At 61.0% G+C, this 16328-nt stretch carries 12 protein-coding genes; 4 read left to right on the top strand and 8 right to left on the bottom strand.

The features are described 5' to 3' along the window. The first annotated feature begins 8 nt into the window (after positions 1 to 8). The 4 genes from thrB to SIB83_RS12680 all read left to right on the top strand — a co-directional run bounded on the left by thrB (position 9) and on the right by SIB83_RS12680 (position 6213). Positions 9 to 956 (top strand): homoserine kinase, encoded by a 948-nt coding sequence (gene thrB / locus SIB83_RS12695; protein WP_413401688.1) that lies wholly within the window; start codon positions 9 to 11, stop codon positions 954 to 956. A gap of 72 nt (positions 957 to 1028) precedes the next feature. Continuing rightward, positions 1029 to 2600, top strand: a complete 1572-nt coding sequence (locus SIB83_RS12690; protein ID WP_413746016.1) for an NAD(P)H-quinone oxidoreductase subunit 4 — start codon at positions 1029 to 1031, stop codon at positions 2598 to 2600. 6 nt (positions 2601 to 2606) lie between these two features. Beyond that, positions 2607 to 4724 carry a M3 family metallopeptidase gene (locus tag SIB83_RS12685; RefSeq protein ID WP_413746015.1) on the top strand — a complete coding sequence of 706 codons (2118 nt, stop codon included), beginning with the start codon at positions 2607 to 2609 and terminating at the stop codon, positions 4722 to 4724. A 19-nt stretch (positions 4725 to 4743) separates the two neighbouring features. Continuing rightward, positions 4744 to 6213, top strand: a complete 1470-nt coding sequence (locus SIB83_RS12680; protein ID WP_413746014.1) for an ArgR family transcriptional regulator — start codon at positions 4744 to 4746, stop codon at positions 6211 to 6213. Here SIB83_RS12680 and SIB83_RS12675 read toward each other — a convergent pair. From SIB83_RS12675 to SIB83_RS12640, 8 genes are all read right to left on the bottom strand, one after another. Next, a complete protein-coding gene (locus SIB83_RS12675; protein WP_413746013.1) occupies positions 6185 to 7312 on the bottom strand; it encodes an alpha/beta hydrolase in 1128 nt (375 codons plus the stop codon). The genes SIB83_RS12680 and SIB83_RS12675 overlap by 29 nt on opposite strands. Further along, positions 7309 to 7860, bottom strand: a complete 552-nt coding sequence (locus SIB83_RS12670; RefSeq protein WP_413746012.1) for a hypothetical protein — start codon at positions 7858 to 7860, stop codon at positions 7309 to 7311. Before SIB83_RS12670 ends, SIB83_RS12675 begins: the two co-directional genes overlap by 4 nt. Positions 7861 to 7865: 5 nt before the next feature. Further along, positions 7866 to 8561, bottom strand: a complete 696-nt coding sequence (locus SIB83_RS12665; RefSeq protein WP_413406359.1) for a DUF6629 family protein — start codon at positions 8559 to 8561, stop codon at positions 7866 to 7868. A 70-nt stretch (positions 8562 to 8631) separates the two neighbouring features. Beyond that, positions 8632 to 9246, bottom strand: coding sequence for an esterase/lipase family protein (locus tag SIB83_RS12660; protein ID WP_413746011.1), 615 nt, complete (start codon positions 9244 to 9246; stop codon positions 8632 to 8634). A gap of 1 nt (position 9247) precedes the next feature. Then, positions 9248 to 9631 (bottom strand): dihydroneopterin aldolase, encoded by a 384-nt coding sequence (locus tag SIB83_RS12655; protein WP_413746010.1) that lies wholly within the window; start codon positions 9629 to 9631, stop codon positions 9248 to 9250. Continuing rightward, positions 9628 to 10935, bottom strand: coding sequence for a glutamate-5-semialdehyde dehydrogenase (locus tag SIB83_RS12650; protein WP_413747381.1), 1308 nt, complete (start codon positions 10933 to 10935; stop codon positions 9628 to 9630). Before SIB83_RS12650 ends, SIB83_RS12655 begins: the two co-directional genes overlap by 4 nt. Positions 10936 to 10960: 25 nt before the next feature. Then, positions 10961 to 11875, bottom strand: a complete 915-nt coding sequence (locus SIB83_RS12645) for an ROK family protein (RefSeq protein WP_413746009.1) — start codon at positions 11873 to 11875, stop codon at positions 10961 to 10963. Between the two features lie 3 nt (positions 11876 to 11878). Then, positions 11879 to 16270: a translocation/assembly module TamB domain-containing protein gene (locus SIB83_RS12640; protein ID WP_413746008.1), complete on the bottom strand. Its 4392-nt coding sequence runs from the start codon at positions 16268 to 16270 to the stop codon at positions 11879 to 11881. Positions 16271 to 16328 lie beyond the last annotated feature (58 nt).

Genomic DNA, 16328 nt, shown 5'->3' with positions numbered 1-16328 from the left:
CAACAGGGATGGCGCAGCCGCGCATAGGTCAAACCGTTGTGGTGGATGTACCGGCCACAACCGCCAACATCGGGCCGGGCTTTGACTGCCTCGGCGCCGCCCTGGATCTCAACAATCGCTTCACGATGCGGCGCATCGAGGGCCACGGTGAGCGTTTTGAGCTGATCATCGAAGGGCAGGAGGGCTCACATCTGCGCGGTGGTGCTGAAAATCTCGTTTACAGAGCTGCTCAGCGTGTTTGGAAAGCCGCCGGCGAAGAGCCCGTGGCTCTGGAGGCAAGGGTGCGTCTGGCCGTCCCTCCGGCAAGGGGGCTAGGCAGCAGTGCCACCGCCATCGTGGCAGGTCTTGTGGGAGCCAATGCCCTGGTTGGAGAACCTCTGAGTCGGGAGAAACTGCTGGAGCTGGCAATCGATATCGAAGGTCATCCTGACAACGTCGTGCCATCGCTTCTGGGCGGACTATGCATGACAGCCAAGGCCGCCTCACAGCGCTGGCGGGTCGTGCGCTGCGAATGGATGAACAGTGTCAAGGCTGTGGTGGCGATTCCAGCAATCAGGCTGAGCACGAGCGAAGCCCGGCGTGCCATGCCCAAGGCCGTTCCGGTGGGCGATGCGGTGGTGAACCTCGGCGCGCTCACCCTGTTGCTCCAGGGATTGCGCACCGGCAACGGAGACCTGATCTCCGACGGGATGCACGACAGATTGCATGAGCCCTACCGCTGGCGACTGATCAAGGGTGGACAGGAGGTCAAGGAAGCCGCCCTGGCTGCCGGAGCCTGGGGATGCGCCATCAGCGGTGCCGGCCCCAGCATTCTGGCCCTTTGCTGCGAGGAACACGGTGCAGCCGTGAGCCAGGCCATGGTGAAGGCATGGGAGTCCGTGGGTGTGGCCAGTCGTGCACCGCTGCTGAGCCTTCAGACCGCTGGCAGTCACTGGCAGCCAAGGGAGACGGGCTGAGCGCTGATCTGGGTAGAAGTACTCAAGAGAGGCCCTGGAGCTGATAAGTTCAATCACAATTCTGGGAGTTCCATGGACGCCAACCTGCCGCTGTCGGCTGGGTCCGACGCAGGGTTCCCCTGGCTCTCGCTGATCGTGCTGCTTCCCGCAGCTGCGGCGCTTTTGATGCCTCTTCTCCCCGGAGAAGATCAGAAAACCTCACCGATCCCACGCAATCTCACCCTTGCGGTTCTGATTGCGGATCTGGGTCTGATGATCGTTGCGTTCAGCCGTCATTACGACCCGCTTGACAGTCAGCTTCAACTAGTTGAACGCGTCAGCTGGGTGCCTGCAATCGGCCTGGAGTGGTCGCTTGGAGCGGATGGACTTTCGGCCCCGCTTGTTGTGCTCAGTGGTCTGGTCACGCTGCTGACCGTTGCCGCCAGCTGGAATATCACCCACAAATCCAGGTTGTATTTCGCGCTGCTGCTTGTTCAGGCATCAGCGCAGGGCCTGGTCTTCCTGTCCCAGGACTTCCTGCTGTTCTTCCTGGCCTGGGAGCTGGAACTGGTTCCGGTGTATCTGCTGATTGCGATCTGGGGTGGTCAGAACCGTCAGTACGCAGCCACCAAATTCATTCTCTACACAGCTCTGGCATCGCTGCTGATCCTGATCAGCGGTCTGGCCATCGCCAACTCTGGCGACAGCTTCAGCCTCAACATGACGGAGATGGCCCGGCGCTCCCCGGGTGGAAGCTTCGGGCTGCTCTGCTATCTGGGCTTCCTGGTGGGTTTCGGTGTGAAACTGCCGATTTTCCCTCTGCACACCTGGCTGCCCGATGCCCATGGGGAAGCCAATGCTCCGGTCTCGATGCTGCTGGCCGGAGTGCTGCTCAAGATGGGCGGTTACGCACTGCTGCGCTTCAACGTGCAGATGCTGCCCGAAGCCCATCTGCTGCTGGCACCTGCCCTGATCATCCTGGGCATCGTCAACATCGTTTACGGCGCTCTGAATGCCTTCGCCCAGGACAACGTGAAGCGCAGGATCGCCTGCAGCTCAGTGAGTCATATGGGCTTCGTGCTGGTCGGAATCGGCGCTGTTGATGCTCTCGGTCTGAGTGGAGCCATGCTGCAGATGGTCAGCCACGGCCTGATCGCGGCAGCAATGTTCTTCGTCACGGGCTGTTTCTATGAACGCACCAAAACACTCTCGATTCCGAATATGGGAGGTCTGGCCAAAGCCCTGCCGATCACATTCGCTTTTTTCCTTGCCAGCTCACTAGCCTCACTGGCCCTCCCGGGCATGAGCGGCTTCATCAGCGAAATCACTGTTTTCCTCGGCATCACCAGTCAGGAAAGCTTCACCACCTTCTTCAGGGTCACCACCATCGTTCTGGCAGCCATCGGGCTGGTTCTCACCCCTATCTATCTACTGTCCATGTGTAGGAGAGTGTTTTTCGGACCACGAATTCCTGCCCTTGCCTTCGTGAAGGACATGCGACCCAGGGAAGTGGTGATCGGACTGCTGCTGCTTGTTCCGACACTGGTGATCGGCATCTGGCCACGCATTGCCATGGATCTCTATGAGGCATCAACCGATGCCCTGGCCTCCGATCTTGCAAGCCACACAGTTGTTGCTGCCCGTGCCCTCCTCACCACCGGCTGATCATCCATGAGCACTCCAGAACTGCTTCGCGGCGAGGGCCTGCCTCGCTTCGAGGCCATTGACCCCGAGCAGGTCAACAAGGACATCCCCGCACTCCTGAGCTCGCTGAACGAACAGCTGGAATCTCTGGAAACATCGCTGCAGCAGCGGCTGGCCACGCCTTCACCCCTGAGCTGGGACGAACTGATGCCGAGCCTGCATCAGCTCGGGGAACGTCTCCGCTGGAGCTGGGGCGTCGTCAGTCATCTCAGCGGAGTTCGCAACACCCCCGAGTTGCGTGAAGCTCATGCGAAGCAGCAACCAGAGGTGGTGCGCTTCAGCAATCGCCTCGGTCAGAGCCAGGTCCTGCACGAAGCTCTGAGCAGGCTGAAAACAGCTCCTGCTCAAACTCTCGACGGCACACAGTCACGCATCCTCGATGCTGAACTTCTCTCGATGCAGCATCGTGGCGTCGGACTGAGAGGCGATGCGCAGGAAGATTTCAACAAAACAAGCGAGCGATTAGCCGCCCTCTCCACCAGTTTCAGCAACCATGTGCTCGACGCCACGCAAACGTGGAGCCTGGTGATCCATGAACGTGCTCAGCTCAGGGGCGTTCCCGAGCGAGCCCTTGAGATCCTCGCTGCCGCAGCCAGGGAAGCCGGTGATCAGGCAGCTGACGGTTCCGAACCAAGCGCAGCCGAAGGCCCCTGGCGTCTGGGTCTGGACATGCCGCGCTACATCCCGGTCATCACTCACGCCAAGGACCGAAAACTGCGGGAGAGGCTCTACAAAGCGCACGTGAGCCGCGCCAGCAGCGGCGATCTCGACAATGCACCCCTGATCGAGGAGATCCTGCAACTGCGGCGTGAGCAGGCATCGCGGCTCGGCTACTCCAGCTGGGCAGAACTCAGCCTCGCCTCAAAGATGGCCGATGATGTTGCAGCCGTTGAATCGCTGCTGGAAGAACTGAGGGCTTCAGCGATGCCTGTGGCTCAGCAGGAACTCCAGGAACTGCGTGAATGCGCCCTGAGCCATGGGGCTTCCGAAGCCGATTCACTCGCTCCCTGGGATGTGAGCCACTGGGCGGAGCAGCTGAGACGGGAACGTTTTGACCTCGATCAGGAAGCCCTGCGTCCCTGGTTCCCTCTGCCCCAGGTGCTCGAGGGGCTCTTCAGTCTCTGCGAACGCCTGTTCAGCATTCACATCAGGGCGGCAGACGGCGAAGCGCCCATCTGGCATGAGGATGTGCGCTTTTTCCGTGTGATGGACTGCAGCGGCGAGGATCTGGCAGCCTTTTATCTGGATCCGTTCAGCCGTCCCGCCAGCAAGCGCGGCGGTGCCTGGATGGACGAATGCCTCAGCCGCCGGCGCAATGCCGATGGAGATCTCACCCTGCCTGTGGCTTATCTGATCTGCAATCAGACGCCTCCCGCCGGCGACACGCCGAGCCTGATGAGCTTTGAGGAAGTGGAGACCCTCTTCCATGAATTCGGTCATGGCCTCCAGCACATGCTCACCACGGTCGAGCACCCGGAAGCCGCTGGCATCAACAACGTGGAGTGGGACGCCGTGGAACTTCCCAGTCAGTTCATGGAGAACTGGTGTCTGGATCGAAGCACCCTGATGGGGATGGCCCGCCACTGGCAGACGGGAGAGCCTCTGCCGGAGGCCGATTATCAGAAGTTGTGCAGCAGTCGCACCTTCATGCAGGGCAATGGCACGCTGCGGCAGGTCCATTTCGCCCTGACCGACCTGCGCCTCCACAGCCAGTGGACACCTGAGCAGAAGATCAGCCCGGATCAGTTCCGTCGCCGCATCGCTGAAACCACAAGCGTGCTCCAGCCCGTGGAGGAAGACCGTTTCCTCTGCGCATTCGGCCACATCTTTGCCGGCGGATACGCCGCTGGCTATTACTCCTACAAATGGGCGGAAGTGCTCAGCGCCGATGCATTCGCCGCCTTTGAAGAGGTGGGCCTGGAGAAAGATGATGATGTCGCTGCCACCGGCGAACGATTCCGCAACACCATCCTCAGCCTGGGTGGGAGTCTGCGGCCTGCGGAGATCTACAGACGCTTCCGCGGCAGGGATGCGACCAGCGCGGCACTCATCCGCCATACCGGCCTGGCTGCCTCAACGTCCTGACCCCCTCGAGACCTGAGCGATGACAGACGATCAGCTCAGGCTCAGTTCAACATGGGGGCAGTCAGCTGAAGACGGCACCGCACTTGCCCCCCTGATTGAACTTGGTGAAGCTCTGGAGCAGAGCAGCTTGCGCCAAGGCATCAGTCGTGAAGCGTTTCTCAGGGAGCTGCTGAGCGATCTGCACCATCAACGGCTGATGCCGTTGCTGTTGATGCTTCCGCGGCGATGGCGCGGGAGCAGTGCAGACCTCCCGAAGCATCTGCGCGGACTGGGAAGCCTGCTGGAAAACAACCTGGTCAGCCCGCTGCTGTTGGCGACCCTTGCCGATGATCTGCAGCACATGTTGCCTGCGGTCTCCAAAGCCTCGGAACTCAATGCGCTTGATCGCTGGTGTCAGCGACAGATTCCCGGCAGCACCGGACAGACACTGACACTGCCGCAGTCCCTCGACGCACTGTGGGCAATGACGGCGAATACCGGCGAAAGTCTGCCTGCTATTCAACGGAAACCGCCTGGAACGCTGGCGAAGATCAGTGCCATGGGAGGGGTGCTGACCTGGAGCAACCGCGGACTCCCCAACGTGCAGCCAGAACCTGAGCGACTGCGCAACCGTCTGCTTGCACAGATCTTCAACGTGCTGGGGAGCAACCGACTGGACCATTCAGTGACGGCAGCCGAACCGTTCCGATTCGAAGGGGTCAGCAGCGGCCGTGAACTGCTGAAGCACCTCGGCAACCAGGGTTGGCAGTGTTGCGCACGCATCCGCACGAGCGTGGCCAGTTTCGGCCTCGGTGCCTGCACGCGCATCGGAGAACAGTGGGTGCAGATCCCGCTGGCAGTGCCCTACAGAACCGGGCTGATCAATGAAACAGGTGAAGAGATCCAGGCGCTGATGCCCCATGCCTCCCTGGAACTGGAACTGCAGCCTCCCCTGAGCTCCCCGCTTCTGTTGCAGTACTACCAGGGCGTTGAGGGATTGAACGGCTGGGCCGCCCTCAACGAACTGCATCGTCCCTGGCAGAACGACCGAAGCAACGGCACGGTTGCCTATCAATCCAGTGAACTCAGAGGGGAACAACTGGCTGAAACCCTCGATCTCTGCGAGCTGATGGGAGCTGTTCACAACAGTGAAGCCAGGTTCAGTCACCTGCATATGGGTGGATACGGAGCACTGGGTTTCTGCATTGATTCCACGGCCCTGCTGGAGCAGGCCATCACCGGACGAACCAATCTCTTTCCCCTGACGCTCGGAGACCTGTGGCGGCAGCGACTGCAGCGTCAGCTTCATCAACAACTGGAATCGGGTCTGCAGGCGACGGATGACAGCGTGAGCCGCTACCGCCTCTCCCTGGACCAGCTGCCCCAGGACCTCTGCCACAACAGCCAGTCACGTCATGGCGCTCTGCGAAGGCTGACAGCAAGCCAGCCACGGCACAGCCCTTTCACACTGGTGAGAGCACTCAATGGGGAATTCTCTGCGGGGGGCTGAGCAACGAACGCTCCAGCTCTCTGCAGATGGCTTCCACCACGGCGCCCCGAAACGCTGTGGAGAAGGGCCCGGACGAACCGTTATGACTCATTCCCTCGATCATGTAGCGCTGCAGGGAATGATGGCGCTGCCAGCAGTTCCAGTTTGACAACGGCAGGAAAGACAGGCGGCCTGGGTAGGCAATCCTTCCGAAAGCCGCAACGGGATCCTGGCTGCCCACCACCATCGCCACATCATTGACGGACTCCAGTTCGCCGTTGCCGCTGAAAACACCACAGATCGTGATCACCTGCACTCTCACACGGCAGAGCTGCTGCAGGATCTCAGCCGTTCCGATCGCCATCTCACCACCGCCGCTGTACCCAACAAGAATGATGCGGGACGCCTGATGGGGCCTGAAGCCGATCGCATCAAGACGACGAGCGATCTTCAAGGCCAGCTCGTAGTTCATCACCGGCCCGTAACGGCGATCTGAGGAGATGCCGACCTTGATGACGTTGTTCGCCTGAACGCAGAAGGCGCAGATGAAACGCACAAGACCGTTGGGGTGATGCTCCTGAAGAGCGAACAGTCGCTGCCAGAGCCAACCGGCAAATGTGGTTGAACGCAGCCCGGCATTGGTGATCGTGTAGGCCTCGATGCCTTTCACCAGCATGGTGTCTTCAGCAATCGACTCCTCCAGACATCCGAGGAAGTCGCTGACACGCGGTGGGTGGCTTTCCTCGCTCTGATGAATTCCGTCGAGATAGACGACATAGTGTTGATGTCGACCGGAAGCCTCTTCATCGGCGGTGAACAGTCGGCTGGGGTCCGGCAGGCCGTTCATCCAGCCTTCCCAGAAGACGAAATCCACCATCACTGAATACACCCCGGCGAGAGCCACCAACACCACAAGCACCGACCCGAACCAGATCAGCAACTCCAGCAGTGACTCAGGCTGCAGAAGTGAGGCCGCATCGCGGCGAACAGCTGTCAGACCAAGAAGGCCGAGCATGACGACACAGACCAGCACCACAACCAGCCAACGTCGGACTTTCCTGAGTCGCCGACGGTGATGCTGCACTGCTGCAGAGGTTTCAGACGAGGAAGACGCGTTCATGGCGACGTCAGTGCTGACACCTCTCGGGCAAGCATCTCGTAACTGGTTCGCCAGCGCTGTGCGAACAGCAGACCCACCAGCAACAGTGCAAGCACAAAGCCGGGAAGCGCCACCACAAGGCTCGTGTGCAGAGGGATGTCATAAACGGCCTGCAACAGCAGCATCACGTTGAGATGGATCCACGACAGCAAGGTCACCGCAATCAGATCACTGACATAAGGAGCTGCCACAAGCACGTAGAACAAACCGGGCCACATGGCTGCGCCCATGCGATTGGCGAACGTGATCGGTTGCAGAGGGACACCCTCCAGCAGCATCAGCATCAGGCTGTGGCAGAGGATTCCAACCATGAAGGCCAGACTCAGCACGAGGGCATCCACAATCATGTGCAGAAAGATCTGTCTTGGCGTCAGCCGGTTGGCGAGCAAGGCGAACAGATGAGACGCGGACATCGACACACCCACGCCGAACATCAGACCGACACCGGTATCCATGGCCAGCAGCAGCTGACCCATGGACTCCAGTGATGCCAAGATCTGATCAGCCATCAGCTTCAGGCCTGACGCAGATGGGGGCGATTGACGATCCAGATCACCATGATCGACAGCACAGCGCAGTAGAAGCACCAGACCGAGTTGAAGGTTGCGCTGTAGGTCAACCAGGTGAGGAAGATCGAAACGAAGATGAGCACGCCGAACAGTTTCACGGCCTTGTCGCTGAGTGCAACCAGCGGAAGCACGATGAAGCCCCAGTACACCAGTTCACCGACGGGCTCGGTGTTCACGAAGTTGTGCAGGATGCTGTGCAGATTGGAGATGTCGTAGAGCAGTCGTCCATTGCTTTGTACCGCTGGCTGAATCGCCGGCGGATTGAAGAGCATGGGTACGTAGAAGGCAACGCCAAGCACCGTGGCCACGATCGCAACCCATTTGAGCCGTCGTTGCAGGCCGGTGGACTCCGTGCTTCGACTGATCGACCAGGCACTCCATGGGATCCAGATCATCCAGAAGCAGTAGGCGAAGAACAGGAAACCGAGTCCGGCCAGGGTGGCAAGAGGTTCGATGTTGCCACCGTCAATGGCTGTCCACTCAAGTCCCTCGATGAACTGCTGCACCCCGAAGAAGAAGGGAACCAGAGCCAGAGGTTTGTAATCAGGACGCTCGTGACGGGTCGCCAGATGATGTGAATAAAGCCCGAGGGGGACCAGCACGGCCGACGCCGTGAAACTTGCAGAGGCCGAAAAGCACATGCGCGGCACTACTTGGAAGACATCCAAAGTGTGCCCATTAGTACAAAGGCTGTCAGTGTTCGAGAACCGATCAGTCGGCCAGAAGCGCCGTCAGCAGAGCATCAAGAGCAAGGGGATGTGACATCAACTGCTGGTGGGTGAGCACGGGAAGACTGCTGACACGACCCACAGGCAGATGGGCCTGCCAGCCAGGAACAACCATCAGATCCCATCGGCAGTAATAGCTGATGCAATCCAGTTCCCTGAGGACCTGAACATCATTATTCAGAGAGTGCAGCAGAGGGCTGCCTCGTTTCATGTCGGCGAGCCCTGCAAATAACCACGGCGGTATCCACTGAGCGGTGAACGTTCCCCGCTGCGGACTGCCCACACTCACGAAGCGGCGGGTGCGTCGTGCTCCACCCAGCTGCTGCAGCCAGACACGACCGATGATCCCCCCCATCGAAAACCCAAGCAGATCGACTTCGGTGGCATCGCCACAGCCGTCGCGGATGTGAGCGTCGAGTTGTTGCGCAAGGGTGTTCAGAGGAACGGCTCCGAGACGGTGCGGCAGATGGGGAACGAGCAGCGGAACACCATGCTGCTCCAGACGGCGCACCAGTCGCCGAAAAAGATGAGGCGTATCCCAGAGACCGTGAACAAGCACCAGCGTTCTCTGGGATCGAGAAGGCACCGTGGCGGTCATATCAGAACGGCTTGCGGCGCCAGCGCTCAAGGCTCACCGTACCTGCGAAACCTGGAATCGGAGCATGACATTTACTCAGCCGAAGCTGCATCGGCATAGCCCCGTAGATCGCCTCCAGCTCCTCGAACATGCGTTCACTGAAATGTTCGAGCGTGTGGCAGCGGATCTCTGCAGCAAGACGCTGGAGAGCCCGTACCCCCAGGCTGTAGTCAGCGGTTGCCGCCAGTGAGTCGGCAGAGGCCGATGCGCTCAGATCAAGATGCAGCTCAAGATCGACTCGGAACCACTGTCCGTGTTCACGCTCGTGATCGAGCACTCCCACGTGGGACCAGAGGCGAAGATTATCGACCCTGATGATGTCGAGTGGATGGGTGACATTGGTCATCGCAGCAGGTCCACATGGCTGAAGCGACGCGCACCGGAGGCATAGTCGGCAGCGGTGTGGCCATCACCACGCAACCGGTAGCGATAGGTCACCAGCCCCTCCAGACCAACGGGCCCGCGCGGGGGAAGGGTCTGGGTGCTGATGCCCACTTCCGCTCCGAACCCGTAGCGGAAACCATCAGCAAAGCGCGTGGAACAGTTGTGATAAACACCGGCACTGTCGACTGAACGCAGGAACCGCTCCGCGGTGCTGACATTGCGGGTTGCGATCGCCTCGGTGTGGCGTGAACCGTGGCAGCGGATGTGTTCCAGAGCCGAATCGAGATCGTCCACAACACGAACGGACAGGGTCAGCGCCAGATATTCCGTGTCCCAGTCCTCCGCCGCCGCGGCCTCGCTGATCCCGAGAGCACAGGCGGCCGGATCGCCGAGCAGCCGTACACCTTCGGCATGGAAGGCGGGGATGGCCTTCTCCAGGAAGATCCCGGCGATATCGGCATGAACCAGCAGGGTCTCCATTGCGTTGCATGCAGCCGGGTACTGCACCTTGCTGTCAAGGGCAATGGTCACAGCCTGATCCGGGTCCGCCTCGGCATCCACATACAGATGACAGACACCGTCGGCATGGCCGAGCACCGGAATGCGGGTGTTGTCCTGAATGAAGCGCACCAGTTCGTTGCTGCCCCTGGGAATGATGAGATCCACCAGACCCTCGAGTTTCAGCAGTGCAAGGCTGTCCTCACGGGTGGTGAGCAGGGCGAGGGCCTTGTGAGAGACCGACGTGCCGACAAGCCCCTCCTGCAGAGCTGCCATGACCGCTTTGTTGGTGCACTCAGCTTCACGCCCTCCCTTGAGGATCGCCCCGTTGCCGGATCGGATCGCGAGCGAGGCGATCTGAATCACGGCATCCGGACGGGCCTCGAAGATCACACCCACGACCCCGAGCGGAACGCTGACGCGTTCGAGCACAAGGCCGTCATCGAGCTCGCGATGCAACTGACGCTGGCCGAGGGGATCCGGGAGCTCCGCCAGCTGAAGCAGACCGCTGACCGCTCCCTCAAGCTTTGTCACATCAAGCTTGAGACGGGCCATGAGGGCGGGAGCCAGGCCGCTCCGTTCGGCTTGCTCACAATCGGTCCGGTTTGCGGCGACGATTGCGCTGGAGTGAGCCCGCAGCGAATCAGCCATCGCCAGCAGAGCTTCACGGCGCTGACTGTCGCTGGTCAGGCCAAGGTCGGTGGCAGCCCGGCGCAGGCCCGCCGCCAAAGACAGAAGCTCCGGAGAGGGGTCGGGAACGACCTGCACGGGCAACACGACAAAACGGCCTCCATCATCCCGCCTGGAGCGACGGCCTGGAGCGCAGACGATCAATCGCCAGGCGAGCTGCGCCCAGTCGACCTGCACCGTTGCCGAGAGCACAGGGCTTGATCTGGAGACCCTCCCGACTCACCGCCTGAACACGGGTGTTGACTTCACGACGCACGGCTGGAAGGAAATGCTCACTGGCACCGGCAAGCCCCCCGCCCAACAGCACCAGCTGAGGCGTGAACATGTAAACGAGCGAACTGATACCCGTCCCCAGAAGCTGGCCGTAGCGCTCCCACTGCGCCTTGGCCTGCTCATCTCCCCTGGATGCGGCCATCGCCAGCGAAGAGGGCTCAGCATCACTGAGCCGACCCAGGCCAGTGATGCTGGCGTATTGCTCGAGAGAGCCTCTGTTGCCGCTGTTGCAGTCGGGTCCTTCAGGGAACAACGTGATCAGCCCCGGTTCCGCGGCAGCACCGTTATGCCCTGTGAACAGTTTGCCCCCGAGCATCACCCCGCCTCCAACTCCGGTTCCCAGCGTGAGCAGCACCACATCGCTGCAGCCAACGGCCGCACCTTTCCAGGCTTCGCCGACCAGGGCACAGTTGCCGTCATTGGCGAGGGTGACCCTGCGCTTGAGACGTGGTTCCAACCATGCGGCCAGGGGAACCTCTTCCCAGCCGGGCAGGTTGATGCAGACACGCGCGACACGCGCATCCGCATCCATGGGGCCTGGCAAACCAATCCCAACCATGGATGCCAGACCGTCAGGATCGAGACTCCCGATCGCCTCGACGATTTCAACGCAGACCGAACCCGGTGTGGCCGGTTGAGGCGTAGGGCGCTGATGGTCCGCCAGCAGTTCCCCGTCGCGGCTGAACAGACCGAGCTTGATGGCGGTTCCCCCGAGATCCACCCCCAGAACGCATGAATCAGGCATCAATCAGAAGCGCATGAACAGCTGCAGCTGGCTCTGCCAGGTGCCCTGTGTATCGACCGAACCGGACAGACTGAAATTCGGATTGATCTGATAGGTGAGGGTTCCCTGCGAAGGAATGTCGTTGCGATTCGGAGCCGCCAGGACGGAAAAATCGAAGCGATCAGTGATGGAGACGCCCATGTCGGTCACCAGAGCGAGCTGAGGCGGCACCTGACCGGAAACGCGCTCCTCGTCATTCTGGACAACCGGTGTGACGTAAGTGGGATAAAGAGCGAACTGCAGCCTCTGATTGAAGGCATCGGTCAGCGTGCCCAGAACCGGCGACAACAGCGACTGTCCCAGAACAGCTGCCAGTGCAGCACCTGCTCCGGCTCCGGAAAGACCGGCCAGGGAGTTTCCGCCGATCAGAGCCAGCAACTGTGGTTCGGGGAGGGCGGGAGTGCTGCGCAACTGGATGCTCTGGGCCAGGCGATCGGCAGGCCCGGTGGCGGAAAGCATCACTTTGATGAGCCGCAGCTGACCTCCTGCACCGAGATTGCCGAGACCATTGGAATCAAAAACAGAGCTTCTGAAAGTCTCGTTGTCGCTGTTGATAGTCACGTTGTCGGAGACCCTGGTGACCATGGCAACGTCCACGTAGGGAATCAGCCCAAGGGATGGAGTGAAGACCGCCACATTCGCGGCGTTGCGATCCAGGTTGAAGGTTGTGGTGAAGAAGGGCATAGACACCCGACCTGACAGCAACTGCACAACCCCCCGCAGTTCGAGACTGGGATCAAGAGCTCCATTGACGGTGAGCAGGCCCGCCGTGGTGAAGTTGTAGAACGGCAGCCTTTCAACTTTCAGATTGGGGCCGAGTGTGAGACGCAGGTCGCGGAATCCGATGAACGGCAGCTTGGGCAGTGATGACTTGATCGAACGGCTGGTTGCCGCTTCCACCTCCGCACCCCGAAGAAGCAGTGGCTCCCTGAAATCCCACTGCTCTTCAAGCAATTCATCAACGGATACGTCCTTCTTGGAGACATCCTTATTTGATTTCCTGTTTCTCACCCGTGAGAGAAGGGAGCGGTTAGGCCGGATCGCGCCATTGCTGATCTGGAGAATCCCGCCGATGTCGGGTTTCACCAGCGCTCCTGTGAGCATCAGGTCAGCTCCGAGCTCAACGTCGGCATTGGGAAACTTGAGGCGGGCCTTCTCAAGCTGGATGCGCAGGGGTTCGGGTTCGGGGTAGGGGCTGAAAAGCGCCAGAGCACCACTTCCCTTCAGCTCGCCACCTTTGCCGAAACGTCCCGTGAGCGACTGCACTTCCAGCCGGTCGAAGTCGAAGAGCATCGAGCCATTGACCTTGGCAAGGCTCTGCCCCCTTGTCTTGAAGGCAACATCCTTGATCACGATGTAGCCGTTGGCCTCAGGAGCCGTGAGCGTGCCGCCGAGCAACAGGCGCAGATCAACATCACCCTTGTCCCATGACACGTTGTCGTTGGCCAGGCCGGTCAGAAACTTGAGGCCATCTCCAAGACTCACGATGCGCACATCAAGGGGGCGATCAGCCGCGAAGGGAATCCGCCCCGTGACGGTCACGGGCTCAGTGGAATTTTCTGAAACGAGAGCCAGGTCAAGGGTGAGGGCCTGATCACTCAGCAGCACCTGCCCCCGTCTCAAGGCAATCGGATTGGGGCCGACCCGAGCGTCTTCCAGGACAAGCTCGCTGCTGACCGCCGCATTGACACCGTCAAGGCGGTAGGTGCCGCTCATGCCGAGGGCTCCCATCAGTGACCTCGGCACGGGAGCCACCAGTGCCAGGAGGCTGAAAGGCAGATGGGCAAGCGAGAACTGGCCCTCGCCTCCCTGGAGGGGACCGTTAATTCTCGCGGTGAAGGGTTTCACCTGCAGGGCGTAATCAGCGTCATCTCCCTCGATCCACAGATGTCCCCGGGCGTTGAGATCGAGATTGAGACGACTGATCCGGGGACCGGTCAGATCGATCACCGCATCCAGCTGACCGCGCAGATCTTCGAGGCGGAAGGGTTCACGGTCGCGGTTCTGCGAACGCGCATCCAGCAAGGCCTTCCGGGCCTTGCGCAAAGCCTGCAGTTGTCCATCCAGATTGCCGCCGAATGTGTTGACCAGCAGTGTGCCCAGATCGGTTGCAGAGCCCTGCTGCAGGGGGGCATCCTGATTGAGTTTTGTCAGGCTGAGGGCGCTGTTGCTGAGCCAGCGTGCGCTCAGCCCCCGCACCACGGCCTGACCCTTGAAAGGCCCATCAAGCCGTCCCTCGGCATCCAAGGTGATCTGACCGGTATCGGGCGGCAGCATTTCGCCCGTGACCGTGTAACGACGATCTGAGTAACGTCCGGAAAGCAGCATCTGCTGAAGCTGCAGTCCCATGACGCCAGGGCGGCCGATGCTCAGATCGCCGGTCATGGCAAGAGGTTGCAGCCCAAGAGTTCCATCACCGCTCAGGCGGCCGTAAACCCCTTCCCAGCGTTTCCTGGGAGGAAGGACCAGTTCCAGTCCATCGACGCTGAAATCACGTGCGCTCCACTCGTAGGCAGCCGGTGTTCCCCTGAACTGAAGCTCTCCGTTGCGGCGGCGCAGCATCACATCGGTTGGAAGCCAGTTCGCACCGAGGCTGGCCTCCAGTGATCCGGCTATGACCGATCCAACCGAAGCCATCGACAGCACTCCTCCTCCGCCGGATGCGCCTCGGAAGGTTCCTGTCCAGTCCTCCACCAGTCTCACAGCGCCCGCCCGCGGATGATTCACCGCAAGCAGCAGATCAGGCCGCAGTGCATCGAGCGGGCCGCTCAGCTGGCCGGAGGCTGCAATCGTTCCATCCATCTCCGTGCCCAGTAGCGGCCCCAGGCGTTTGAGGGGATAGGAGTCGAGACGCAGATCGGCCTCCAGTGGACCTGGCTTCAACCCGCCTGCAACCAGGCTGAGCGGCAACCTGCCCCGTGCGGTGAGATCAGGGCTGAGGAACTGCTCGAGCCTGAGCAGCCCGGATTTCGCAGACCAGGCGGCCTGCAGCGACCATGACTGCAGCAAAGGATTGCTTGCCTGCGCCATGGCCAGGGCGATCCGGGGCCTGAGGGGTTCACCGCTCAACTGCAGCATTCCCTCCAGCGGCGCTGAGGTGCCGAGCAGAGTCGCGGCAAGCGGAAGGCGCTGCCAGGCGGGCTCAGACATCGCAAGACGCTGGGTCGCAACCTTCAGTTCAGGATGCAGACCTCCTCTGGCCTTCACATCCAGGCCAGAGCCCTTGAGCTCAAGCTCATCCAGACTTGCCGTCCAGTTCTGAAGGTCCCGCCAGTCAGCGCTCAGTTGCGCTCCCAAGCGGAGTGGTCCATCCAGAGGAATCGAGTTGGGCAGAGTCCAGAGGCCATCAAGACGCAGTTGCGGTTGCCGCCAGTCACCATCGAGCTGAAAAGCCAGATTGCGGTTCTGATTCAGTTCCTGCAGATCTCCCTTCAGATCGAAGGAACGGTTGAGACGTACGCTGCCTCCGAGGGAGGCTCGGTAGGGCCCGTAGTTCCAGCGACTGTTCATGACCCTGAGAACGTCCCCACGACAACTGATGCGCAGCTGAGGAGACTCGAGCCTGTGCTCCATTGATGGGCCGCTGAACCGGGCTCCCTGCAGAGACACTCCCCCGCCGCAGCTGGCTCGTCCCCGACTCCAGCCCAGACGCAGGTCGCCACCAAGCTGCCCCTTCATCTCAACAGGCAGCTTCGACGGCAGCAGGCCCTGATATCGGGCCAGCTGAAGCCGTTCCAGTCGGGTCGTGAGCTGAAACTCCGGGCGCACCCAGCGGCCACGTCCCTTGACGGTGATGCGTCCCTTGTCGGGAAGAACAATCTTGAGGAAGGCATCCGCCCTGTGCTCATCGAGGCGGATGCCGCTCCAGCCATCAGCAGTCAGGCTCAGTCCGGCCGGAGCGATGTTGATCCTGGCGGGATCGCTGACACGCACCTGCAGATCCAGGCGGGGTGGATCTCCTTGCTTTGGAAGAGGGCCAGGAACCCAGTAGGCGCCATCGTCATTGCGGCGCAGATCGACATCGGCTCCTCTGACACGCACAGTGAGAACTGGCCTGAGTCGCTGCAGGCTGGCCAGGGGATCAAGGCCGATCGTGATGCGGTTGATCTCGGCGGTCGACCGGTCCAGTGGGCCTTGGCGAACCTGTACGGGGCCCACACCCAGTCCGTGCAGACCGAGGCCGCGATAGCGGCCGATGCTGACGGGGTGGCCGAGGGGCTTTGAAATCTGCGCCTCGATACCTGGACGCACCCTCTGAAACAGCGCATCAGCCAGGCGATCGGCGACGATCCAGAGTGCAGCCCCTCCGAGCAGGGACCCGCCCAGAACAGTCAGAACGACCCTGTTGCGCCTCATGCTGGGTTGACCACCTCGCATCGATGCCCGTCAACACGCTGGAGGTCGACGCAATATA

It is taken from the genome of Synechococcus sp. MIT S9507, from assembly GCF_047304715.1.
Lineage (GTDB): Bacteria > Cyanobacteriota > Cyanobacteriia > PCC-6307 > Cyanobiaceae > Synechococcus_C.
This window is presented reverse-complemented; position numbering and strand designations above follow the sequence as displayed.